Genomic DNA, 23,079 nt, shown 5'->3' with positions numbered 1-23,079 from the left:
TGCCTATGCTTGTCTCTGCAGTACCCATTCTCGCTTCGGTAAATACAACGGAAACCATCGCTTTTTACACCGGAAAATTAGACTTTACCTTCCATTCTGAATGGGATGGATACCTGATTTTTAGTAAAGATGACATCTCTTTGCACTTCTGGCCAACCACAGATCCGGAGATTCCAAAGCATACCGGTTGTTATATCAATGTAAATAAAGTTGAGCAATTGTATCAACAATATGAGCCTCTGGGAGTGGTTCATCCCAATGGTAAGCTGGCAGAAATGCCCTGGGGAATGCGTCAGTTCTCGATTTTAGACAACAATGGAAACATCATTCATTTCGGAGAATCCATAGAAAACAAAGTGTAATTAAAACACTACTTTATAATTAAGTTACAATAGTTATATTTGCCCACAGTTAATATTTGAATATACAATGAGAGAAATTCAATTTAGAGAAGCGTTACGTGAAGCCCTAAGTGAAGAAATGCGTAAAAATGAGAACGTATTTCTGATGGGTGAAGAAGTAGCGCAATACAATGGTGCTTATAAGGTAAGTCAGGGTATGTTAGACGAGTTTGGCGACAAACGCGTAATTGATACTCCAATTGCTGAATTGGGCTTTACCGGTATTGGTATTGGCGCAGCAATGAATGGATTGATTCCGGTCATAGAATTTATGACTTTCAATTTCTCGTTGGTTGCTATTGATCAGATTATTAACGGTGCAGCCAAAATGTTATCAATGAGTGGCGGACAGTTCCCTATTCCGATCGTATTTCGTGGCCCAACCGGAAATGCAGGTCAGCTAGGTGCTCAGCACTCTCAGAATTTTGAGAACTGGTATGCAAACTGCCCGGGCTTAAAAGTAGTGGTTCCATCTACTCCTTACGAAGCTAAAGGTTTATTAAAACAAGCTATCCTTGATCCGGATCCGGTTATTTTCATGGAGTCTGAAGTGATGTATGGCGATAAAGGAGAAGTTCCTGAAGAAGAATATTACCTGCCAATCGGTAAAGCAAATGTGGTTAAAGAAGGTTCTGATGTAACCATCGTTACTTTCGGTAAAATGTTAACCCGTGTGGTAAACCCGGCAGTAGAAGAGTTAACTAAAGACGGAATCAATGTTGAAGTAATCGATTTACGTACAGTACGTCCTATTGATTATGCAACCATCATTGAGTCTGTGAAGAAAACAAACCGTTTAGTGATCGTTGAAGAGGCATGGCCATTGGCTTCTATCTCTTCTGAGATTGCATTTAACGTTCAAAAGAATGCTTTTGATTACTTAGATGCTCCGGTATTGCGCATCACTTGTGCGGATGTTCCACTTCCGTATGCACCAACGCTGATCGCAGCCAGCTTACCTAATGCTGAAAAAGTGATTAAAGCAGTTAAAGAAGTAATGTACGTAGCAAAATAAGCTATTTAATATATTCTATGATATTATCCCGTTGGCAAAAACCCAGCGGGATTTTTTTTTATCCATCCTAACCAGGGCACAACAATTCATTAACATTTTATTTATTTGAGGATGTCGATTGTTAGAATTAATTTTGACCCCAATTGTAAGTTAGAATACCAAAAGATCTTTAAATGAGTCACCATTCTAAAATAATTGCTGCCGAACTTGCGGTAGCTGAAAAGCAGGTTAATGCGACTATTGAATTGTTAGATGAAGGAGCAACCGTTCCTTTTATCTCCCGTTACCGTAAAGAAATGACGGGTAGCCTGGATGAAGTACAGGTGGCGGCGGTCCGCGACAGGTTTCAACAGCTTCGCGAACTCGATAAACGCAGAGAAGCAATCCTGAAAGCTTTGGCAGCACTCGATAAGCTGACTCCTGAACTGGAAAGTCAGATCAACGAGGCAACGAACATTGCCACGATCGAGGATATTTACCTTCCTTACAAGCCTAAACGTAAAACCAGAGCCTCGGAAGCAAGAAAAAAAGGCCTTGAGCCTTTGGCTTTGATGATCCTGGAACAAGGAAAAGTTGACCCTGACTCAGAAGCAACAGCCTTCCTGAATACCGAACTCGGAGTGAATTCTATTAATGAAGCACTTGCAGGTGCCAGAGATATCATCGCAGAGATCGTCAATGAAAGCGTGGAAGTGAGAACTTCTATGCGTAAATATTTCCAGCAAAAAGCTTCCTTCAAATCGTCAGTACTGAAAGGTAAAGAGGAAGAAGGAATCAAGTATAAAGATTACTTTGAATGGGAAGAACCCCTGAAAGCGGCTCCATCGCACCGCGTGCTTGCCATGAGAAGAGGAGAAAACGAATCCATCCTGAAGCTGGAGACCATGCCGGAAGAAGAAGGCGCAATTTCTATTCTGGAAGAGCAGTTTGTGAAAGGGAATTCTCCGGGGAGCAAACAGGTGAAACTGGCTATTCAGGACTGCTACAAAAGGCTGTTAGGCCCGGCAATGGAAACCGAAATCCGATCTTTCTCGAAAGATAAAGCGGACGAAGAAGCCATTCGTGTCTTTGCCGAAAATGCAAGACAACTCTTATTGGCCGCCCCAATGGGACAGAAAAACGTCCTCGCTATCGACCCTGGATTCCGTACCGGATGTAAAGTGGTTTGTTTGGACAGACAAGGGAAATTATTAGAAAATACAGCGATCTACCCGCATACCGGACAAGGCAATGTGAAGAACGCAGCAGATAAAATTATTGAGCTTTGTAAAAAGCATGAAGTAGAAGCCATAGCCATTGGCAACGGCACTGCAGGAAGAGAAACAGAAGTATTTATCCGTGGACTTCAGTTGCCGGAAATCACAGTGGTGATGGTGAATGAAAACGGGGCTTCTATCTATTCTGCTTCTGATGTGGCAAGGGAAGAATTCCCAACCCAGGACATTACCGTTCGTGGCGCCGTTTCTATTGGCAGAAGGTTAATGGATCCATTGGCTGAACTGGTAAAAATCGATCCTAAATCTATTGGTGTCGGTCAATATCAGCATGATGTAGATCAAACTAAATTGCAACAGTCTTTAGATGATACCGTAATGAGCTGTGTAAATGCGGTAGGAGTAGAGTTAAATACTGCTTCGAAACAGGTATTGGCCTATGTTTCCGGACTTGGCCCTCAGCTGGCACAAAACATCGTGAGCTATAGAAATGAGAATGGTGCATTTAAAAACAGAGAAAGTCTGAAAAAGGTTCCCCGTCTGGGCGATAAAGCATTTGAACAGGCTGCGGGATTCCTGAGGATCAGAAATGCAGAACATGTGCTTGATGCCAGCGGTGTTCACCCGGAACGTTATGCCCTGGTGAATAAAATGGCCAGAGATTTAAACTGTACTGTTGCACAGCTGGTGAAGGATTCAGAGCTGAGAAAGCAAATCAAATTACAACAATATGTAAGTGACGAGATCGGATTGCCTACCCTAAACGACATCATGAATGAGCTGGCTAAACCAGGGAGAGATCCCCGTGAGCAATTCGAGGCATTTAGCTTTACCGATGGGGTGAATGAAGTTTCAGACCTTAAGATTGGCATGAAGCTTCCTGGAATTGTAACGAACATTACCAATTTCGGTGCTTTTGTGGATATCGGAGTTCATCAGGATGGATTGGTACATACCAGCCAGATGTCAGACCGTTTCATCGCGAACCCAAATGATGTGGTAAAAGTGCATCAGAAAGTAGAAGTGACGGTTATGGAAGTGGATGTTGCGCGTAAACGCATTTCCTTATCGATGAAAACAGGAGAGGCAAGACCTAAATCGAAAAACACCGGGAAACCGGCTGATAAAGCAAAAACGTTCAATAAGCCAGCCAATGCTAAACCAAAGCCGGCACATAAACCGGAACAAAAAGGAAAAGCACAGCCGGAAGGTGATTTACAACTGAAACTGGAAGCATTGAAAAATATGTTCAAGTAACAGTTCTCAGATAAACAGAAAAGGTTCGGATAACATATCCGAACCTTTTTCATTTAGTCTTCACGGCTTCCGTCATCGGCCATACGGACAATCTTCGGACTGAACCTGGCCACTACATCAACGAGTTCTTTTTGAGCGTCCATCACCAGGTTGATGTCTTTATAAGCCATAGGAGCTTCATCTAATCCTGCACCGATCAAGGTAACTCCATGTTCCCTTAAGCTATCGCTCATCCGCTTTTTAGAGATGTTTTGAATGGCTTTTGTTCGGCTCATCAATCTTCCTGCCCCATGAGAAGCAGAGTTGATCGCGGCAGTTTCTCCTTTTCCGCGGACAAGGAAACCGGGTGCAGTCATAGAGCCTGGAATAATTCCCATCACCCCTTTGCCGGCAGGAGTAGCCCCCTTACGGTGAACAATCACTTCTTCCCCGTTCCAGATTTCTTTCCAGGCAAAATTATGGTGGTTCTCTACCCGGGCCAGTACCTCTGCACCGATCGCTTTAGTCAGTCTTTTATGAATTACTTCATGACAGGCAGAAGCATAGTCTCCTGCAAGGTTCATGGCCAGCCAGTATTCTTGTCCAGCTTCGGAATTCATGTCCAGATAGGCAAGATTTGCTGCTTCTTTTGGAAGTTTACATAAATCTTTAGCCAATTTGGTATAATGTCCGGCGATTGTCGCTCCAAGACCCCTTGAACCTGAATGTGTCAGTAGAGCAACGTATTTTCCCCTGGAAATATTTAAAACTACATCGTCTTTTTCAAATTCAATGATCCCCCATTCTACAAAGTGATTTCCACCTCCCGAGCTTCCTAATTGATCATAAGCTTTATCGTGCAGGTTTTTGATCATCGGAGTAAGGTTAAACTCATCCCGTTCCAGTACTTCATGATCTGCTCTGTATCGACCAATAAAACCACGTCCTGCGCCAAACCTGGTATGTGCAATCAGTTCTTTCTTGAATTGTGCTTCATGCTCATGGAAATGACTTTCCGAAATATCAAATACAGACAGCGCCATTCGACAACCAATGTCTACACCTACACCGTAAGGTATAATCGCATTACGCGTCGCTAAAACACCTCCTATTGGCAAGCCATATCCATGATGTGCATCCGGCATTAATGCTCCGGCAACACTTATGGGTAGTCTCATCGCAATATCCATTTGCATTCTTGGACTATTTTCTATTTGGTCTCCACCATATATGCGATAAGCTATCGCTTGTTTTGATAAGGAAATGGTTTCATCTGCTGGTGCCGAAGCTTCTTCAATGATGGCTGTTGCCAGTTCTTCCAGGATCTCATGGTCCATAAACTGTTCCGGTTTTGCTTTTACTTCCTGTAGTAATGCGATCAGCTGTTCTTTGTTTAATTCTTCAAATTTATTTTCAACCAGACTTAATGCAAGCCCGAGTATTTTTCCAGGGATATAACCATTTTCAATGAGGTCATTTCCATTTAATATAGTTTTCATGTATTTATTTGTTTTTTCAGCGGCTATAAAACTATGATGATGGTTTCATTCGTTCGCTTAATGATATAACTCCGTTCTCATTTCTATGAGCACATTTTCCAATTTATCGTAATCAGGCTGATCGGGAAGACTGCTTCCCAGGTAGGCCTGCTCTATTTGTCCAATCAGTTCTTCTGCCATTTTTTGCAGCTCAGCATAGGAATAATGCCCCGATTTTATAGCGAGCAATTCCGCTCTGTTTGGTCTTTTTATCCTGAGTTCTCCGCATCGCAGCACTTCTTCAGCAACCTGCAACAGGCGTATTGTATGCATCATATTCTTCGCATCATAGTCCTTTCCGTGTTCCAGGTTATTCAGGTACCGTTCTTCGTTTCTCTTGTCCACCCAATCCCAGTACTCCCGGTATTCCTTGCAGTAAGAAGAATAGCTGTCCTGGTTAAACTGCAGGTAAGCAACTTCTTTTTCTCCGGAAGGTACCGACGATAAAGACAGTTCGTTTGCAAACGCATTCGTTGCGATTCCTTTATAACCAAACTTTCCTTCCGGATCGTAAAACATGGCAAAAACGCCTCTGGAATGCGGGATGTTGATCAAACCACATTGTTCCTGCTGATATCCCTGCTTTTTTAACCAGTCTTTCAGGCTAAGACTGTGGTAACTTTCCAGTATAAAGCAGAAGTCCAGCACCGTTGCCCGCTCTTTGGGTAGCGGATTGACGATCTTTTTCTTCAATCCTTTCGCTTTCCTGATTTGAGTGATCGCATAACCGGCAAAAGTATCCTTACATAGTTTCGATAAAAACATACTGCTCTTCAGTTTGTCCATTACCGGATGTTTGTATAAGATCATTTCCTCAGGAGAAGCCAACATTTCCAGCATGTTGGGGTTGTTCTTTATCAACAACTCTACATATCTGCCCAGCTCATAATATACTTCATCGTTGCTTTCGCTGCTGATCTGTGGTGTATATGTCAACCCATAAAAAACCGATTTGGGAAGATAATAAACGCCTTTCAGATCGGTGTCAGAGGTTTCCGTTTCGAGTCCATAGGACCGGCTTCCGCTGACGCACTCAAAGAGCAGCAAACCTTTATCCTTTATGTCTTTTATAGTCATATTCATTTATTGTTTTTAGGAAGAAATCATCCAGACCTGCGAGATCAAACTGATTTTTAGGCAGGTCCTTGGCGGCTTCAGTACAGTTTATAAATTCATGATCTATGTAATCTTTCAGTAGCACTGGTATTTTGATCATCGTGCCTTCTTTTCCGGTGGATTTAAAGACGATCAATTCGCTGACCATTGTATGTAAATGATCTGGAAGCAGGTCCATTAAAGGACCTATCTCCATGGGAGCGATTTGATTCTTTTCTAAACACCACTTGGCAGCAAGCAGAGGGCGAAGCACATAAAACAACTTCTTTATTTTTATTTCATCCTCATTGACGATCGTATCCATTGCACCTTTCGCGATGCCGAGGTAATGGTGTGCATTAGTCCGCTGACTAAAATAACCCTGACATAAATGCCATAACCTGGATTTGAATCCCGCTTCTTCTCCATAAACAACAGGAGATTGAAGCCATTCAAATGGAGTCGTGTTAGATTTTCTCAATAGATTCAACACTTTACGAAGGTCCCATCCATAGATGTCAAGCTCATCGTTTATAGGAAAACTCAGATGATCCGTTCTTTCCAATATCGAAAGATAGTGGTTAAGCGGTTTTATATAAATAAACCGCACATCAAAATCACTGTCCATCGAAGGGAATTGCCAGCCCCGACTGCCTGATTCGCAAGAGAAGAGTATTTTAAGATCGTACTCCTGCTCTATTGCACTTAGTTTATTTACGATTGTTGTTTTCATTAGTATATAATTTGATTTTCATTAGTCATGAAACCATCATAAGCATATTGTTTTATTTGTCTGCTTATGATGTTTTCATCCTTCTGGTTATTTAACAAAGATTTGCTTCAATTGATCGATCATTTGTCCGCTTCCGGATAAGCTGATCGTGTTGATCTTTTCTGCAATCTTCTCTACATATTCCATTTCTTTCAATTTATACAACATGGCATTATCTTCCATCAGTTTTGCCGTATTTAACAAACTTCTGGTAGAGGCTGTTTCCTCTCTTCTCGTGATCAGGTTGGCTTGTGCTCTTTTTTCAGCAATCAAAACCTGATTCATGATTTCTTTGATATCACCTGGTAGTATAATGTCTTTCAATCCGCAGTTGATTAATTCAATCCCCAGAAGCGCGGCATTCGCTGCGGAGCTGGTCAAGACATGATTTGCAATCTTTTCCTTGCTCTCCATCAACTCATCAAAAGTTAACCTTCCAATGAATTCTCTTAAAGATAACTGAATCAATACATACAGTTGTTTCTCAAATTCCTTGTTTTCCAACAGGGCTTTAATGGCATCTGTTACTTTGTACTGAACACTGAAGTTGATTCTCAACTGCGCTTTATCCTTGGTTAAAATTTCCTGCCCTGCGATTTCCATGTTCAGTTGTCTCAAGTCAGTTTTCAACACCTGGATCAACGTACTGTTGTTCCACCAGATGTAGTTTCCTACTTCCAGGACCTGCTCAAACTTCCCGTCAACCATCATCAAAGCGGCTTCATAGCTTTCAATTCTGAAAGATCTGACATAAGGCTGCATCAAGGGCTTTAATAAAGTGCTTTTATCGATGTTTTCGGTGATCTCATACTTGTTCAGGTCGGCATTCAGGAAGGAGTATTTGTTTAACCCGATCCAGAACGCATACCTTCCGGCAGTCAATACCTGCTTGAAGTTCTCATTTTGATAAACCAAGACCAAAGTGTTGTCTTTTACTTCTATCAGGTGTACCAGGTTTGAAAAATCTTTATTTTGTAACAGTACATCCAGCTCCGTAGAAGCGATAAAAGTTTTAGACTGATCATAAACTTCTACAGTTTCTCCAAATCCTAACCAGTAGTTTCCGGCAGTTAATACTCTTTTAAATTCTCTGTTTTTGTAAACCAACCCCACAGAGTTGGTATTAATGGTTACTCTTTTCATATATTTTAATTTTGGTTGGTTTAATATTTATTATTCCTGACATCAGGAAGAACGGTGCGCTCTTTGACCATTCTTCCGGCAGCTTTTCTCTTTATTTTTTAACAAGCATTTTTGAAAAACATTCCTCCAAAGGATACGGAAGTTCCGTCTGGTAGGAATATTTTGATCTTTAAAGATGCTTTACCTGCTTTCAATCCGTCCTTTTCAGAAGCGGTTCTCAGGGGGGATGGCATATTTGACAAATCAACATTCTTCTTTTCCGTTTCGGACTTTCAAAGTCTCTTTTGGATTGCTTTATTCCTGATCTCCTGATGATCAGATTTTAAGCCGAATGTTTTTCTCCAATGCTTAACAGCGAGGGTTTGTGAAGTTCCTCTTCTTCTAAGTGGATCCTAAATCCATTGCATTACCATTTTGCTATTCCAGTTTTGGTTGGAAGCAGGATTCGAACCTGCATATTGGTTGTTGCTTTGACCGGACTAAGCTATCCCGGAAACCGGGAGCGGGATTCGAACCCGCGTTACACAACATGTGGACAATCTATCATCCTTAATTCGCCAGGATATGAAAACATAATTGTCTCATACTTTGGGGCCATACAGAAACCACACAACTGCGGGCGTTAATGATGTAGTATTGCCATTCCCTTTCGGGAATATTTTTAAGTACTTACGTACTGATATGATTCAAAGAACTTGTCGTTGTGATCGACATTACAAAGATGCAGGGGCTATAACGCAGCACAATTGCGCAGTTGATTTTTATAATGTGAATTTGTTTCATTGTGCTTATTATCAGGTAGATAATTTTAATTTTATTCTGAATTAACAACAAGATTGTTTAAAATGCGCAGTTCCATTGCGTAGTCAATTGCTTTTGTTACTTTTATACAAAGGAAATTTCAGATGTCAATCAATAAACTAGCCCTCATCCGTTACAAAACCATTGATGAATGTTTAAAAAACAGGTTCCGGAAATGGAGCCTCGACGACCTGATCGAAAAGGTTGCTGCAGTGCTGTTCGAATATCAAGGAATCAGCTCAGGAGTAAGTAAGCGGACCGTTCAATCAGATATTCAAATCATGAGGAGCGATAAGCTGGGCTATAATGCACCTATTGTCGTTACAGACCGGAAGTATTATGCGTATAGTGATCCTAATTACAGCATTACAAAGGCCCCGATCAATAACAATGATATCGAGAAGATGAAGGAAATCGTTGGCGTTTTAAAGCAGTTTAACGGCTTTAGTTACTTTGATGAGATGAGTGATATGATCGCTAAACTGGAAAACAACCTCTATAAGTCTACCAATCAAAGCAAAAACTGCATTCAGTTTGAAAGTAATAAACAGCTCCGGGGCTTGAAATTTATTACCCCTTTGTATAGTGCAATCCTGAATAAAGTGCCACTGCTGATTGAGTATAAGTCCTTCAAGGCACTAAAGGCACAGCAGAGTATTTATTTTCCTTACCTCTTAAAAGAATACAGGAACCGATGGTTTCTGATTGCAAAACCAAGAAAAGGTATGGCGCTGATTACTTTGGCGCTCGATCGCATTCTGGAGTTCCAGGAATTAACTAAAGAACCATTCGTAGAATACAAAGGCGTTGATTTTGACCGCTATTTTGAAGATTTACTGGGCGTAACGAAATCGGAACGGGACCGGGCTCATAAAGTGATCCTCAAAGTAGACAGGCGAAATGCGCCCTATGTGTTGACAAAGCCACTACACCATAGTCAGGTCCTGTTAAAGGAGGATCAGGATGGCATTGTCATCAGGATTGATGTGGTCCTGAACTTTGAACTGGAACGGGAGATATTGGGTTTTGGAGAATGCATGAAAGTACTGGGGCCAAGAAACCTGGCTTCCAGGATCAGGAAAAGACTGGAAGATGCTGCTGCGCGATATCAAAAGGAAGAACATCAAAAAGAAGAATTCTTTAAACCATAAAAAGCCGCCCTCTAAAAAGAAGACGGCTTTGCATTAAATGATACTCAACCTTTAATCTCTGTTCATCCGTACAATCTTAGGAAAGAACTTCCCATGTACTTCGATCAGGTCTTTCTGGGCATACATCACCCTTTCGATGTCTTTATAAGCCAAAGGATTTTCCTCTACACTTCCCCCAATTAAGGTCACGCCGGCAGTGGCCAGCATTTTCTTCAAAGCGGAGGCCGTGGTGTTGTTCTTCGCTTTTTGGCGGCTCATTGCCCTTCCGGCCCCATGTGCAGCAGAGTGTAAAGAATTTTCAACCCCTTTACCCATTACCAGATAAGCTGCGGTAGCCATGCTTCCGGGAATAATTCCCAGTTCTCCCTGGTGTGCAGGTGTAGCTCCTTTCCTGTGCACAATCACTTCTCTTCCATCAGCGAGCTTGTCTTTCCAGGCAAAATTATGGTGGTTTTCTACTTTTGCCAATGATTGCAGGCCTAAAGATTTCAATAGACTGGAATGGATCACATCATGACAAGCTCTGGCATAATCACCTGCAAGGTTCATGCTTAACCAGTATTCCTGACCGGCCTCTGTATTCATGTCCAGCCAGGCCAGACTCTTTGCTTCTTTTGGCAACCTACAGGTATCCATGGCTATTTTGGTATAATGCATCGCTACATTAGCCCCTAAGCCCCGGCTTCCGGAATGCGTCAGCAAGGCCATGTACTTCTTTGGTGGCAAGCCCAGTGTATTGTTGTCATACAATTCTATTTCGCCAAACTCTACAAAGTGATTGCCACTGCCAGAGGTCCCCAGTTGCCTGAAAGCCTTGGCATGCAGTTTCTTCAGCAGTTCTGTTTCTTTAAAAACAGGGCTGTCGAGCAGATCATGATGTGGCTGGATGTCTAATGAACCTTCCATTCCAAAATGCGTAAGTTCTCTTAATGCCACTTTCATCTGGTGACTATAACGCTTAAAAAAGCTATCACCTTCATCTATAATGCTCAGGGCCATTCTGCAACCGATATCTACCCCAACTGCGTAAGGAATAACCGCGTTATCTGTAGCCAAAACACCTCCAATTGGTAATCCATAGCCACTATGGGCATCCGGCATTAAAGCACCCTGAGTGACAACAGGAAGCGACATGGCCAGTTCCATTTGTTTCTTTGCACCATGTTCTATCTCTTTGCTGCCATACGTCTTCAGCATTCCGCTTTCCTGTAACAGGTGGTAGGATTGGAAATCAACCTCCTTTACTTTATCCATAAATGTTTCGGCAATTTTGCCGAGCTGTTCGTCTTCTACATAATTCTCTGGTGTGTTTTTAATATTGATTAATAATTCTATGATCTGGTTTTTAGTATGATGCTTGAAATTTTTAGCAATCGTATTGATCACCAGGCTTCTTGCTTTATCATTGATATAACCTATTTTACTTAGTTCTTTTGTTTTTAAAATGCTCATCGCGTTTAATATTGTTGTTGTTCATCATTTGCACATTCCTCCATTAGGGCGGATAATGTGCGGTTTCGTTTTGGAATCCGATAACGGGGTTTTACTTCTTCTCCCCAGCCATATACGCTGTATCCTCTTCCGGTGATCTTGTTCATTCTGCGCTGCAAATCATGGTTTGTAATATAATTTTTCAGCAGTTGAATTTCCTGTTCCAGAAGACTGTCCACCATTTTCACTTCAGTGATCATGTGGGGCTTTACTTGCAATACATACCGCCAGGGCTCATTAAACCGGTAAACAAAACATTTTGATTTTCCATCTTTGCTCATCTTATCGTATAAATGAAAATGCGCTTTCTCCAGTTCCGTCAGCTTTAAGCTATGGTGGTTCCAGTACCATTCAGAAAACTCTTGCAGAAACTGTCTTCTAACCTCATGTCCTTTGCTTCTTTTGCGGGAGCCTTTTCTTCTCTTCTTTATTTTGAAAGACTTATCCGGATGGTGTTGCACCGTGTTGATCTTTTCTAAAAGCGTAGTGAAAAATCCGGCTGAAGGCGATCTTTTGATGTCTTCCCGAACCACAAAATGACGTTTCCATCCTTTCTGATAGGGCGTTTCAAGCGGAATCATCGGTAACTCACGTCTCTTTTGCCAAAGCAGTTTTTCCTTTTTAATGATTTGAATTAATTGCTTATCGAAATCCTTTTTTTGTAATCGTTTCTTTCTTCTTGCAGATTTTAATCTGTACTGCAAGACATCGAACGATTGTTCATAATTGTCCATTGGACTGTACTCAAAAAAATATAATAGTAGTTGAATTGGATCAATTCATCCTCCGATGGGGGATATACCCTTATTGAGTTCGCAGCAGGACCTGGAAAATGTGGCAGACGAATGCGCAATACTGACTTATAAAGCCATATAGCTAATTACACGATACTAAAGAAGTAAATGTGATGCGTCCGCCTGGATCAGGCAGCTTGCGAAAGGGGCGATATGTTGAAACGTTCAGTCATGATTCCTTTGATTTAAAACGATGAATAGTAAGGAATTGCTGCAAAGGTATCATTAAATTTAAATAGAAAGCAAATTTTTATAGAAAAACAGATTGAATTACAATTCAATCTGTCTTCTGATGCTTTCTTCCAGTGAAATCAAAGTCTCTGTACGTTGGATACCCTCAACGGCCTGGATCTCTTCATTCAGGACATGCCTTAAGTGGTTGGTGTCCCTGCAAATGATTTTGGCAAACATACTATAGGAGCCCGTTGTATAATGTAGTTCTACGACCTCTTTAATTTTACTCAGCTGCGCTACCGCATCTTTATATTGAATTCCTTTCTCCAGGTAAATTCCCAGGAAAGCGCAGATGTCATAACCCGCCTTTTGCGCATCTATGATCAAATGAGAACCTTTGATAATGCCCATTTCCTGAAGTTTCTTCATCCTTACATGGATAGTTCCGCCCGAAACGATCAGATCTTTAGCGATTTCTGTATAGGGTTTCGTAGCATCCTGCATCAACTGTTTTAAAATGTCAATATCCAGGTTATCAATTTCTAAATTTTGGCTTTCTTTTTTAAGCATGATTTTGATATTTGTTAACGATATTCAAATATAATTATAAATATGGTAAAAATAAAATAATATGATTAAAATATTTGCAACGTATTGGGGTTGTTGTTACATTTGTATCAAGCAAGTAACAAAAAATAGTTCTTTAAACATTTGCTTATACTCTGTAGGGTGGTGGAATTGGCAGACGCACCTCCTTGTCTCGGTGGTGGAGAATATGGAAAACCCGTAAGGGCTAACTACTCCTTGAAGGTTCGACTCCTTCCCCTACAGCAATGAGTTTTTGAGTGATAAGTTTTTCAGCTCTAAGTTAAGGTGCATTTAGAAATAAACAACTTAAAGCTTAAAACTCAGACTAGTACTTTAACATAATGTTGGGTGGTGAAATTGGCAGACACACCTCCTTGTCTCGGTGGCGGGGATAAATGGATAAACGTAGTTTATGGGTTGACCACAAATTGATTTTTTGAACTATAGCTAACTACCCCTTGAAGGTTCGACTCCTTCCCCAACAGCCAGTTTTTTTATGAATAATAAGTTAGTTAAAAAAGAGTGACCTTGGATGAGGTCACTCTCTTTTTAACGCCTTTTGTATTCAGGAAAACAAAAATTTTACAACCTTCATGCAACGCAAATAAAAAGCCGTTAATCATTGATTAACGGCTTTTTTAATTTTAGTAGTTTAAACTTTTACTACTTTAGTTAAGTGATGAATTAGAACGCGTAGCGAATCCCCAATTGTCCCTGATAAGGATTTCCGGAAGGGTTAACTACACCTGCTGAATTGACTGTATATACAAAATTGTTTGTGGTCGGATTAAAAGCCGGGGTGCCAGGCTTAGTATCTGTTTTCGGTATCCCACCGGCATATAGTGCCTGATTTCCAAGAGATTCATTCACGCCCCATTTCTTATTGAGCAGGTTCGCAACATTGAAAAGATCGGCTGAAAATTCAAGGGTATGGGTTTTGTAGAGCTTTAGTTTTTTCGTCACTCTAAGATCAAAGACACCATAGAAATTGTTTTTACCACCATTTCTTTCTGCAATTTTACCTGAATATTTTAAGATATAATCTTTCATACTCTGGCTGGCATTGGGATTATCCAGGATCGCCTGTAAGCCATCTCTGACGTTTTGTGGAACAGCAGTGTTGTTTCTGTCAAAAATATAGGCCAGGTCATTCGTCGCTACAAAATCGCCATTGCTGTTTACTCCAGACAATAAGCTGTAACGTGTACCACCAATTCCCGAATAACGTACACCGACACTAAATCCATAGAAAGTTGGTAGTGTTCCATAAAAAACAATTTTATGGCGGAATTGATTATCAGAATAGGTCATTTTACTCAGATCACGTGGATCTTCCCTTACTGGCAGCGATAGCGTGGCACTGTTTGCCACATTACCATTATAAGAGGTATTGTCCCGGGCATCATTAAGGGTGTAACTAACCGTAATCTCGCCATCCTTAAAATATTGATAGGTAGCGTCAATTACTGCGGCAAACTGATTTACTTTTCCCTTACTGTTCATCTCCAGCACACGGCCAAGTTTGGTGCTGATTCGTCCTTGTAGCCAGTCTGCGGAGCCATTATCCGCATTAATACCGGCTACGGGCACATAAACCCCACGATTGTCTTCATTAGATAAGCGGAAAAACGGGGTAGTTGCCATATTTCTATCCACATACATATAGTTGTTTCTGCCTAAAGTAGCATAACCAGTGATTCCTACTTTTAAACGGTCTGTAATGAAACGACTGTAAGATATATTTGCTTTATAAACTACCGGTACTCTGGCATCGCTAGCATTGGTATTGATCGTCATCAGTTTACTTACACCCGGAAGGTTAAATAAGTCTAAACCAGGGGCACTGGCCGGATTTTCGCGGTAACCGGGAAAGTTTGGTGTAGGAACGCTTGCGCCTCTTACATCTAAGGAAGCAAGGTGGTTTCCGTCAAATACCATATTGTTGATGGTCGCGTAATTATTGATGTCTGAAGAGAAAATACCAGCTCCGAAGCGTAGATAGTCGGTATGGTTTTCATTGATATCCCAGTTCAATTGAATTCTTGGCTGGATTTGAAAAGTCGAAAGCGAATTGTCCGTACGTAGGCCTAATTCATCAAATACCAGTTGATTGAAAGCTGCTTTCGGATAATTGGTATAGTCTCCGCGTATACCAGCGATCATATCAAGACCCAAAGCTAATTTTGTTTGCATTTGTGCGTATAGAGCGGCACTAAATATGCCCTGAGTTACACTAGGGTCTGCAACAAGTGGAACTTCACGTGTGTAACGATAAGGCTTTAAATTGTTAAAGTTATCCAGAGCAGTCAGGTTGTTTTTGGCATCAGCGGCAAAATAAAAACGGCCATTCAGCTCACTTCCATAAGTAGAATGCGCCCGGGTGTACATTAAGTCCGTACCAAAAGTATATTTGATTTTATCGGTGTTATAATAAAGATTATCTACCAGTTGAAATACATTATTGGTAAAGCCCTCCTGAGCGAAACGATGTCCCCCCATTTGTATATTGGTGGTTTTGGATTTTCCACCGATTACAGAAGCTACACCTTCCACAACAGCTCTTGGGATATTTTGTGAAGGCAGCTGATCTCCGGGGCTACTCAACTGATAAGTATAAAGATGTTGTGCTTTCAATTCATTCGTCAGACGGGAGTTAATGGATGTTCTCAAGCTCGCCAGGAGACTATTGTCAACATTCTTATCATTTCCGTATGATTCATAAAGATTGACAGCTGTATTATCTTCCAAACCCTGTTTATTCCGGTCATTGGTATAGTTATCGCGGATCGACAAAAGGTTTTTATCATTAATCTGCCAATCCAATCGGGCGAAACCTGCATCAGAACCTCGTTTCTTATTAAATGATCCAAACTGTGGGCTGCTGGCTACACCATATTTGTTGCGCGCAATACTGACATACTGATCCAGCGTAGGCTGAGTAAGGTTTAAGCGGGTTTCATCAGCTGCGGATTGTATATCTGCCACCTGAAGCGGACGTGCATCCCGTTGATGATCCCATACCACGAAGAAGTGTAGTTTATCTTTGATGATCGGGCCGCCCAGGGAAAATCCATATTGATAAGTAGAGAAATCATTTTGACGTTTATTTCCATTAATGGCGTAAGGACTGGCCAACCAGTCGGTACGTCCATAAGTGAAGGCACTTCCGGTAAGGGTATTTGTTCCTGATTTGGTAACCGCACTGATGGTTCCTCCTCCGCTGCGACCAAAAGTTACATCATATTGGTTGGTCACCACTTTAAACTCTCTAACTGCTTCGATAGAAAGGGAATATGGTGCGCCACTTCGGCTTGTGGTTGCACCTGCAGAGGTTGGGTTTTTGGCATTCATCCCATCAATAGTGAAGTTTGTGGAAGAAGCAAGCTGTCCGGAGATATTTCCACCTCTTGCCAATGGAGAAAGATCTGTTAATGAGGTGAAGTTACGGCCATTCACAGGAAGTTTGGTGATGTCCCTGGCTGAAATGGTCGTGGAGGCACCCAGGTTTTCAGTTTTGTTTTTCATTCCTGATCCTACGATCTCTACTACAGAAAGACTTTCAACGGCATCCTGCATCGCAATATTTACCTTCAGTACATCGCCCTGATTTAGGGAATAACCTGTTCTTTGTTGTTGTCCAAAACCCACATAAGTGGCTGTGATGGTATAGGGTGACCCTAAAGGAAGCTCCTTAAAAGTATAGTTCCCCTGGTTGTTAGTCGTGGTATTGGTCGTAAAACCAGTAGACTCATTCCTTACCTTAACAGATACGCCGGGAATGGGTTTGTTTTGATTGTCCGTGATGACTCCGGAGATGGAGGCTAGCGTTGTTTGGGCTGCTAATTCGTTTTTAAATACAAAAAAACAGAAAAACAACAGGACGGTGCACAGTAGATGTCTCATCATTAAATAGATTTTTAGATTAATTTTTCCGCGGCTAAAGTAAAGCAGGGATGTTAGCAGAAAAGGTCCTTTGTATTAAGAAATGATACTTGAATAAGTCATCTCAGGAGCCTGTGCTAAAGCGTTTTCCAACAAAATGAGCCGTTTTTAAGAAAATAATTAAATACATTTTCGCATAACAGCTGATTAATTAATAATATTGATCAGCTGTTTTAGATTTATAAGGTGCCATGGAGAATTTTAATTTGATCATCAGTAATATAGAAAGGCATATCTCCCTTACAGATGAGCAAAAAACAGACTTTCAATCCTTAGTCTTTGAAAGGATTTACCATAAAGGACAGCTGTTGTTGAGGGCAGGAGAGACTTGTACAAACTTTGCTTTTGTGGATAAAGGCTGTGTAAAAAGCTATTTGATTGATGAAAAAGGTTTTGAGCATATCCTGACAATTGCGGTCAGAGACTGGTGGATCGCAGACATCAGAAGTTATGTCACCGGAACGCCCGGAAACCTTTGGATTGAAGCCATCGAAAATACAAAGGCCATTGTTTTATCCAGGCATAACCAGGAAATCCTGTTCAGAAAACACCCGGATTTTGAACGCTATTTCAGGATTCTTACAGAGCGCGGCTTCGCAGTCAGTCAGCAAAGGATTGTCGAGCGTATGAGCCTGAGCGCGGAGGAGCGATTCGAAAAGTTTATCCATCAATATCCTGCACTCCTTCATCAGCTCAGCCACCAACAAATTGCGTCCTACATTGATGTTACCCCTTCCTTCTTTAGCCGGATGTTAAAAAAGAGAAAATTGAAATAGCCATAGATTGACGATGTGCTGACATTCCTCTTGATCTGGGACATTTAGCCCCTGAGCGCTGAAACCTACTTTTACTTCCAAATTAAACGTATTTAAAATGAAGTATTTAGGATTACTCGGGTTAAATTTTCTATTCACATTTGGGGCATTTGCAATGCCACCAGCAAAACAAACCAAAAAGATGAAACAAGCATTAATTATTATCGATGTCCAAAACGATTATTTTCAGGGAGGAAAAATGGAACTGGTAGGTGCTGAACAGGCTGCTGACCATGTTCAGCAAATTTTAGCGAAGAGCAGAGAGAAAAAAGTTCCGGTGATCCACATCCAGCACATTGCTACAGATCCCGCTGCATCCTTTTTTCTGCCAGATAGCAAAGGCGTCGAAATAAATGACCGGGTAAAGCCTTTTCCTGCTGAAAAGCTGATCATCAAACATTATCCGAATAGTTTTAGGGAAACAGATTTGTTAAAATACCTGAAAGACAATGGAATTACGCATTTAACGATAGTGGGTATGATGACACATGTCTGTATTGACGCGACAGTAAAAGCTGCCAAAGACTTTGGTTTTGAATGTACGGTGATTGCTGATGCCTGTGCAACAAGAGACCTGGAAGTTAAAGGGGCAACAGTAACCGCAGAAAATGTACAAACGGCATTGATGGGCGCATTGGGCTTTTATTATTCAACGATCATGACAACCAAAGAATTTCTTAACCAGAATAAGTAGTCATGAATTGAACCGGCTCAATCATATGATCGGTTATGGATCAAAACAAAGAGGCCCCCTTTTCTAAGGGGGCCTCTTTGTTTTGCCGGTTAAAAACCTAAAAAATTATGGTTTTTGTGCGTTGTATTTATCGCTGAACTTCTTGTCCAGTTGTTTATGCAGGTTATCCAGATTGATGTCTCTTCCCTGAATAAATGCTTTTTCCACATGGTTCGTTCTCATGTCTAATGCATCTCCGGAGGAGATAAAGAAAGTCGCATCCTTACCCATTTCCAGGCTGCCTGTGCGCTTGTCAATTCCAAGAACTTTAGCGGTATTCAGGGTAATGGTTTGTAATGCTTTTTCAGGATCAAGGCCCCATGCCGCAACGGTTCCGGCCATAAAAGGAAGGTTCCTTTGTTGCCAGTAACCATCTATACTCACTACTACATTCAGCCCGGCGTTCACCAGTACTGCAGCATTTTTATAAGGCATGTTCACATCATCATCCGTCGCATTAGGAAGCGCATGCGGTTGCTTTACCACCACAGAAACATTGTTCTGCTTTAAAAAATCTGTCACCAGATAGGCCTCATCTCCACCAACGACTACCGGAGTGATCTGGTGTTTCTTCGCGAAATTTACAGCAGCAAGAATGTCTTTCTGCTCATCGACATGAATAAACAAACGCTGAGTACCATTAAACAGGTTTTTCATCGCCGCCAGACGGGCATTGGTAACCGCTGGTTTAGCAGTTTCGGAATAGGCTTTGGCTTCAGCAAACAATTGTTCCAGCTCATTGATGGAATTTTGTGTTCTTTCTTTTAGTAACTCTGGTGAAAGTGCAGGGCCACGGTTTCCAAAACCAGGTCTGATCTTTGGGGTTACCGGCCAGTTCAGGTGCATCGCATCGTCTTTCTTAATCGCAGCATCTTCCCAGTTCCAGGCATCCAGCTGTACTACCGATGAGCTTCCGGAAACAGTGCCACCCTGTGGGGTAACCTGAGCCATCAGGACGCCATTACTTCTTAATGTGGCGGGAACCTTAGAGTCGGTGTTATAAGCTACGATAGAGCGGATATGAGGATTCAGGTTGCCAATCTCAGAAAAATCCAGAGACGCTTTTACCGATTCAAATTCTGCCAGACCTAAATTCGTTACCGGAGCAATAAATCCAGGATAAACATGTTTGCCATTGGCCTGAATCACTTCGTTTTTTGTGAAGTCTAAACGGACAACAGTAGCATCTCCGATTGCGGTGATTTTGCCTTTATCAAAGATCAGGTAGCCATTCTCGATTACGGATCCATTGCCCAGGTGTAATTTAGCGCCAAGGATACAGGTCTGCTTGCTTTGTGCCGGGGCAGGAGAGATGTTGGCCTGTGCAAAACCAGAAACGGCAGTTGCTGCGGCAAGGAACAGGGTTAAAAAATATCTATTCATGAGTATGTGTCCTTTCTGATTCGTTTAGTTCCAAAGAATAATCTTCCACCGTTTCGCAATGGTACATGCGTGGGCTTTCTGCAACAGGACGTTGTGTTTTACCACCTTTGCTTTTGCTGTCCTGCATTTTTTTGATGAGCCTGGCGCGTTCTGTATTTTGTTCTTTTCTTACCTGTTCATCACGACTGATGTCCCAGTAAGAGATGCCATCTACAAATGTTTTTTCTGCTTTCGCATAAATAGATAGGGGGTGCGCGGACCAGATCACCACATCTGCATCTTTGCCCGCTTTAATACTACCTACCTTATTGTCTATGTGCAGCATTTTTGCCGGGTTCAGCGTAACGAACTTCAAGGCATCTTCTTCAGGAACGCCACCATATAATACGGCTTTTCCTGCTTCCTGATTTAACCTGCGGGCCATTTCTGCATCATCTGAGTTGAAAGCAGTGGTGATCCCAACGTTGTGCATGATCTTTCCATTATAAGGAATCGCTTCTGCAACCTCCATTTTATAAGCCCACCAATCTGAGAAAGTAGAAGCACTAATGCCACGTGCCTTCATTTTATCGGCCACTTTATAACCTTCCAGGATATGGGTAAAAGTATTGATCTTAAAGCCAAGGCTATCTGCCACATTCATCAGCATATTGATTTCAGACTGTACGTAAGAGTGACAGGTAATGAAACGTTTGTTGTCCAGAATCTCTACAATCGCATCCAGCTCAAGGTCACGACGCGCAGTGCTTCCTTTTGCTGCCATTGCTGCTTTATATTCTTTTGCACGGGTAAACTGGTCTACGAAAGACTGTTCTACACCCATTCTTGTAACCGGAAAACGTGCTCCTGTACCGAAATTACTTTGTTTTACATTTTCACCGAGTGCAAACTTGATGAAACCATCCGAACCGGCAAACTTTAACTCTTCCGGAAGCTTACCCCAGCGAAGTTTGATCAGTTGCGCCTGTCCGCCTACCGGATTGGCAGAACCATGGAGGATCTGGGAAGTGGTGACCCCACCGGCCAGCTGACGGTAAATGTTCACATCTTCCGAATTGATGATATCTGCAATCCGCACTTCAGCAGATGATGACTGAGCACCTTCATTGATCCCACCCGTTCCGGCGATATGAGAATGCTCATCTATTAAGCCTGGTGTAATGTGCTTTCCTGTCGCGTCAATTACCTTTGCATTGCCTGCACTCAGGTTTTTACCTACCGATTTAATCTTTCCGTTTTCCAGTAAAACATCTGCATTTTGCAAAATCCCTTCTTTTTCGTTCGTCCACACCGTTGCATTTTTCAACAATACTGACTCTTGTTTTAGCGGACTGGCATTGCCAAATGCGGTAAATGGATAGATCAGGCTACCTGTAGATAAGTTTGATTTGGATTCCTCCTTTTTGGCAGCCGTTTTTGAGACGGTATCCTTTTCATTTTTTTGATAGGTAATGAAACGTTTTCCCTGTACCCAGTTTTCCAAAACAAGATTGTTCTTTTTAAACAGGCTGTCGGAAGTAATGATGAAATTGGCGAGTTTACCTTTTTCAATCGTCCCTACTTTATCAGAAATCCCAATCATAGCTGCAGGAACTTCTGTAACCGCAAGTAATGCCTGCTTCTGACTTAAACCGTTATCTATCGCAGTGCGGATATTGGTCCAGAAATCGCCCGGTTTATCCAGGCCGTATGCTGTTAGAGAAAACCTGATTCCTGCCTTTTCCAGTACACCAGGATTGGTTGGGGCCATTTCCCAGCCTTTCATCTGCGTAAGCGTTACTGCTCTTGCATCTGCCGGATCCTCCACGTCATAAGCTTTAACGAAATTGATGGGAATGATCAGACTTGCGCCAGTCGCTTTTACGGCATCAATCCGCTGATATTCATCTCCGGTAGACTTAATGATATACTGCTTGCCAAACTCTTTGGCAATTTTATCGGCACGCAGGATGTTCTGCCAGCCATCGGCCTCAAAAATCTGAGGCAGGTTTTGTTGTTTGTTGAATTCTTCCAGCGAGATGTTGTATTCTTCTTTCTGTTTGCCATACCATTGTGCATCGTAATAAGTCTGACGCAAAAGGGCAATGGAACCCATCAGAGAAGTTGGATAATCATTCTGAGAGGTGCCTTTATTAAAGGAATAATTGGCCGAAGCCTCAGGTTTTAAGATAATGCTGTTTTCACGTTCATCACTTAAGGTCACTGCGGATGAGGTTCCGCGGGAAATGCCATCTCTGTTGATCACATTCACACTGCCAAAACCTGCTTTACGCAAATCATCCGCTTTTTTAGTGTCTATGGCGAAGATCGTGTTGACATGAGTTTCCGGACGAATCGCTTCATTCCATCCGTAAGCTCCTTTTTTGGTAGAGATAAAAATAGATTGACGGGGGCCACCGGCGCCCTGACGGCTCGCCTCTGTTACCCCATAGGAAGTAAAAGCATCTACGAGCGAAGGGTAAATGTATTTGCCTTTCAGGTCAATCACCACATAGCCTTTTGGTATGGCTGTTCCTGAGCCAACAGATTGGATGGTCTGTCCTTTGATTAGTAAAGTTCCGTTAGAGATGGTCTGGTTGGCATTAACTACAATATTTGCATTGGTAAACGCATACATTCCCTGCCTGATGTCGTATGAACCATTTACAGGGTAAGTTTGCTGTGCAAATAAGAAAGTACCAGAAAAGACCAACGCAAGCGAGAGTAGAATTTTCTTCATAAAAATTTAGATTAGTTCCCTAAATCTATCATAAAAAATCTGTTACACGGCTTTATAACATGTTTTTTACTGAA

Annotated in this window: 16 protein-coding genes and 3 tRNA genes; 8 read left to right on the top strand and 11 right to left on the bottom strand. The window is 41.8% G+C overall.

The genetic code is table 11. The annotated features are described in order from the left end of the window. The first annotated feature begins 5 nt into the window (after positions 1-5). The 3 genes from BUC20_RS29055 to BUC20_RS29045 all read left to right on the top strand — a co-directional run bounded on the left by BUC20_RS29055 (position 6) and on the right by BUC20_RS29045 (position 3,887). Positions 6-362 carry a bleomycin resistance protein gene (locus BUC20_RS29055; RefSeq protein ID WP_084529412.1) on the top strand — a complete coding sequence of 119 codons (357 nt, stop codon included), beginning with the start codon at positions 6-8 and terminating at the stop codon, positions 360-362. 67 nt (positions 363-429) lie between these two features. Next, complete coding sequence (locus BUC20_RS29050; RefSeq protein WP_073236849.1) at positions 430-1,416, top strand: pyruvate dehydrogenase complex E1 component subunit beta; 987 nt, start codon at positions 430-432, stop codon at positions 1,414-1,416. A 173-nt stretch (positions 1,417-1,589) separates the two neighbouring features. Further along, positions 1,590-3,887, top strand: a complete 2,298-nt coding sequence (locus tag BUC20_RS29045; protein WP_073236846.1) for a Tex family protein — start codon at positions 1,590-1,592, stop codon at positions 3,885-3,887. A 53-nt stretch (positions 3,888-3,940) separates the two neighbouring features. On the opposite strand, the gene BUC20_RS29040 is transcribed toward BUC20_RS29045, so the two are convergent. From BUC20_RS29040 to BUC20_RS34020, 5 genes are all read right to left on the bottom strand, one after another. Next, positions 3,941-5,365, bottom strand: a complete 1,425-nt coding sequence (locus BUC20_RS29040) for an RtcB family protein (protein WP_073236843.1) — start codon at positions 5,363-5,365, stop codon at positions 3,941-3,943. A 57-nt stretch (positions 5,366-5,422) separates the two neighbouring features. Then, positions 5,423-6,487 carry a DNA polymerase beta superfamily protein gene (locus tag BUC20_RS29035; protein WP_234994619.1) on the bottom strand — a complete coding sequence of 355 codons (1,065 nt, stop codon included), beginning with the start codon at positions 6,485-6,487 and terminating at the stop codon, positions 5,423-5,425. Continuing rightward, complete coding sequence (locus BUC20_RS29030) at positions 6,456-7,232, bottom strand: nucleotidyltransferase domain-containing protein (protein WP_073236836.1); 777 nt, start codon at positions 7,230-7,232, stop codon at positions 6,456-6,458. Before BUC20_RS29030 ends, BUC20_RS29035 begins: the two co-directional genes overlap by 32 nt. Positions 7,233-7,319: 87 nt before the next feature. Then, the gene (locus tag BUC20_RS29025) at positions 7,320-8,414 is read right to left on the bottom strand and encodes a slipin family protein (protein ID WP_073236833.1); all 1,095 of its coding nucleotides are present in this window, start codon (positions 8,412-8,414) and stop codon (positions 7,320-7,322) included. Positions 8,415-8,843: 429 nt separating this feature from the next. Continuing rightward, a tRNA-OTHER gene (locus BUC20_RS34020) sits at positions 8,844-8,906 on the bottom strand. A 413-nt stretch (positions 8,907-9,319) separates the two neighbouring features. On the opposite strand from BUC20_RS34020, the gene BUC20_RS29020 reads away from it, so the two are divergent. After that, entirely contained in the window at positions 9,320-10,366 is a 1,047-nt protein-coding gene (locus BUC20_RS29020) for a helix-turn-helix transcriptional regulator (protein WP_073236830.1), read from the top strand. A gap of 51 nt (positions 10,367-10,417) precedes the next feature. On the opposite strand, the gene BUC20_RS29015 is transcribed toward BUC20_RS29020, so the two are convergent. The 3 genes from BUC20_RS29015 to BUC20_RS29005 all read right to left on the bottom strand — a co-directional run bounded on the left by BUC20_RS29015 (position 10,418) and on the right by BUC20_RS29005 (position 13,395). Then, positions 10,418-11,818, bottom strand: a complete 1,401-nt coding sequence (locus BUC20_RS29015; RefSeq protein WP_073236827.1) for an RtcB family protein — start codon at positions 11,816-11,818, stop codon at positions 10,418-10,420. 5 nt (positions 11,819-11,823) lie between these two features. Continuing rightward, positions 11,824-12,591: a hypothetical protein gene (locus BUC20_RS29010; RefSeq protein WP_073236824.1), complete on the bottom strand. Its 768-nt coding sequence runs from the start codon at positions 12,589-12,591 to the stop codon at positions 11,824-11,826. 330 nt (positions 12,592-12,921) lie between these two features. After that, positions 12,922-13,395, bottom strand: coding sequence for an Lrp/AsnC ligand binding domain-containing protein (locus tag BUC20_RS29005; protein WP_073236821.1), 474 nt, complete (start codon positions 13,393-13,395; stop codon positions 12,922-12,924). 153 nt (positions 13,396-13,548) lie between these two features. On the opposite strand from BUC20_RS29005, the gene BUC20_RS34015 reads away from it, so the two are divergent. After that, positions 13,549-13,656 (top strand) — tRNA-Asp (locus BUC20_RS34015). Positions 13,657-13,755: 99 nt separating this feature from the next. After that, positions 13,756-13,901 (top strand) — tRNA-Asp (locus tag BUC20_RS34010). Positions 13,902-14,097: 196 nt separating this feature from the next. On the opposite strand, the gene BUC20_RS29000 is transcribed toward BUC20_RS34010, so the two are convergent. Beyond that, positions 14,098-17,319, bottom strand: coding sequence for a TonB-dependent receptor (locus BUC20_RS29000; protein ID WP_073236818.1), 3,222 nt, complete (start codon positions 17,317-17,319; stop codon positions 14,098-14,100). Positions 17,320-17,546: 227 nt separating this feature from the next. On the opposite strand from BUC20_RS29000, the gene BUC20_RS28995 reads away from it, so the two are divergent. Together BUC20_RS28995 and BUC20_RS28990 are read left to right on the top strand one after the other, a co-directional pair. After that, the gene (locus BUC20_RS28995; RefSeq protein ID WP_073236816.1) at positions 17,547-18,131 is read left to right on the top strand and encodes a Crp/Fnr family transcriptional regulator; all 585 of its coding nucleotides are present in this window, start codon (positions 17,547-17,549) and stop codon (positions 18,129-18,131) included. A 181-nt stretch (positions 18,132-18,312) separates the two neighbouring features. After that, positions 18,313-18,864 carry a cysteine hydrolase family protein gene (locus BUC20_RS28990; RefSeq protein WP_073237610.1) on the top strand — a complete coding sequence of 184 codons (552 nt, stop codon included), beginning with the start codon at positions 18,313-18,315 and terminating at the stop codon, positions 18,862-18,864. A gap of 105 nt (positions 18,865-18,969) precedes the next feature. Here the strand turns inward: BUC20_RS28990 and BUC20_RS28985 are convergent, their stop codons facing one another. Together BUC20_RS28985 and BUC20_RS28980 are read right to left on the bottom strand one after the other, a co-directional pair. Then, on the bottom strand, positions 18,970-20,286 hold the full coding sequence (locus BUC20_RS28985) for an amidohydrolase family protein (protein ID WP_073236813.1): 1,317 nt from the start codon (positions 20,284-20,286) through the stop codon (positions 18,970-18,972). Then, positions 20,279-23,005 carry an amidohydrolase family protein gene (locus tag BUC20_RS28980; RefSeq protein ID WP_073236811.1) on the bottom strand — a complete coding sequence of 909 codons (2,727 nt, stop codon included), beginning with the start codon at positions 23,003-23,005 and terminating at the stop codon, positions 20,279-20,281. Before BUC20_RS28980 ends, BUC20_RS28985 begins: the two co-directional genes overlap by 8 nt. Between the last annotated feature and the right edge of the window lie 74 nt (positions 23,006-23,079).

The sequence above is a fragment of the Pedobacter caeni genome (assembly GCF_900129215.1).
GTDB classification, from domain to species: Bacteria; Bacteroidota; Bacteroidia; order Sphingobacteriales; family Sphingobacteriaceae; genus Pedobacter; species Pedobacter caeni.
The sequence above is the reverse complement of the archived record's forward strand: the minus strand, read 5'-3'. Positions and strand labels throughout refer to the sequence as shown.

Excerpts from the sequence above, each read along its gene's own strand:
- BUC20_RS29050 (WP_073236849.1), top strand. The coding sequence starts at position 430 with ATGAGAGAAATTCAATTTAGAGAAGCGTTACGTGAAGCCCTAAGTGAA.
- BUC20_RS28985 (WP_073236813.1), bottom strand. The coding sequence starts at position 20,286 with ATGAATAGATATTTTTTAACCCTGTTCCTTGCCGCAGCAACTGCCGTT.
- BUC20_RS29030 (WP_073236836.1), bottom strand. The coding sequence starts at position 7,232 with ATGAAAACAACAATCGTAAATAAACTAAGTGCAATAGAGCAGGAGTAC.
- BUC20_RS29005 (WP_073236821.1), bottom strand. The coding sequence starts at position 13,395 with ATGCTTAAAAAAGAAAGCCAAAATTTAGAAATTGATAACCTGGATATT.
- BUC20_RS29010 (WP_073236824.1), bottom strand. The coding sequence starts at position 12,591 with ATGGACAATTATGAACAATCGTTCGATGTCTTGCAGTACAGATTAAAA.
- BUC20_RS29020 (WP_073236830.1), top strand. The coding sequence starts at position 9,320 with ATGTCAATCAATAAACTAGCCCTCATCCGTTACAAAACCATTGATGAA.
- BUC20_RS29025 (WP_073236833.1), bottom strand. The coding sequence starts at position 8,414 with ATGAAAAGAGTAACCATTAATACCAACTCTGTGGGGTTGGTTTACAAA.
- BUC20_RS29045 (WP_073236846.1), top strand. The coding sequence starts at position 1,590 with ATGAGTCACCATTCTAAAATAATTGCTGCCGAACTTGCGGTAGCTGAA.
- BUC20_RS29055 (WP_084529412.1), top strand. The coding sequence starts at position 6 with ATGCTTGTCTCTGCAGTACCCATTCTCGCTTCGGTAAATACAACGGAA.
- BUC20_RS29035 (WP_234994619.1), bottom strand. The coding sequence starts at position 6,487 with ATGAATATGACTATAAAAGACATAAAGGATAAAGGTTTGCTGCTCTTT.
- BUC20_RS28990 (WP_073237610.1), top strand. The coding sequence starts at position 18,313 with ATGAAACAAGCATTAATTATTATCGATGTCCAAAACGATTATTTTCAG.
- BUC20_RS29000 (WP_073236818.1), bottom strand. The coding sequence starts at position 17,319 with ATGATGAGACATCTACTGTGCACCGTCCTGTTGTTTTTCTGTTTTTTT.
- BUC20_RS29040 (WP_073236843.1), bottom strand. The coding sequence starts at position 5,365 with ATGAAAACTATATTAAATGGAAATGACCTCATTGAAAATGGTTATATC.
- BUC20_RS28995 (WP_073236816.1), top strand. The coding sequence starts at position 17,547 with ATGGAGAATTTTAATTTGATCATCAGTAATATAGAAAGGCATATCTCC.
- BUC20_RS29015 (WP_073236827.1), bottom strand. The coding sequence starts at position 11,818 with ATGAGCATTTTAAAAACAAAAGAACTAAGTAAAATAGGTTATATCAAT.
- BUC20_RS28980 (WP_073236811.1), bottom strand. The coding sequence starts at position 23,005 with ATGAAGAAAATTCTACTCTCGCTTGCGTTGGTCTTTTCTGGTACTTTC.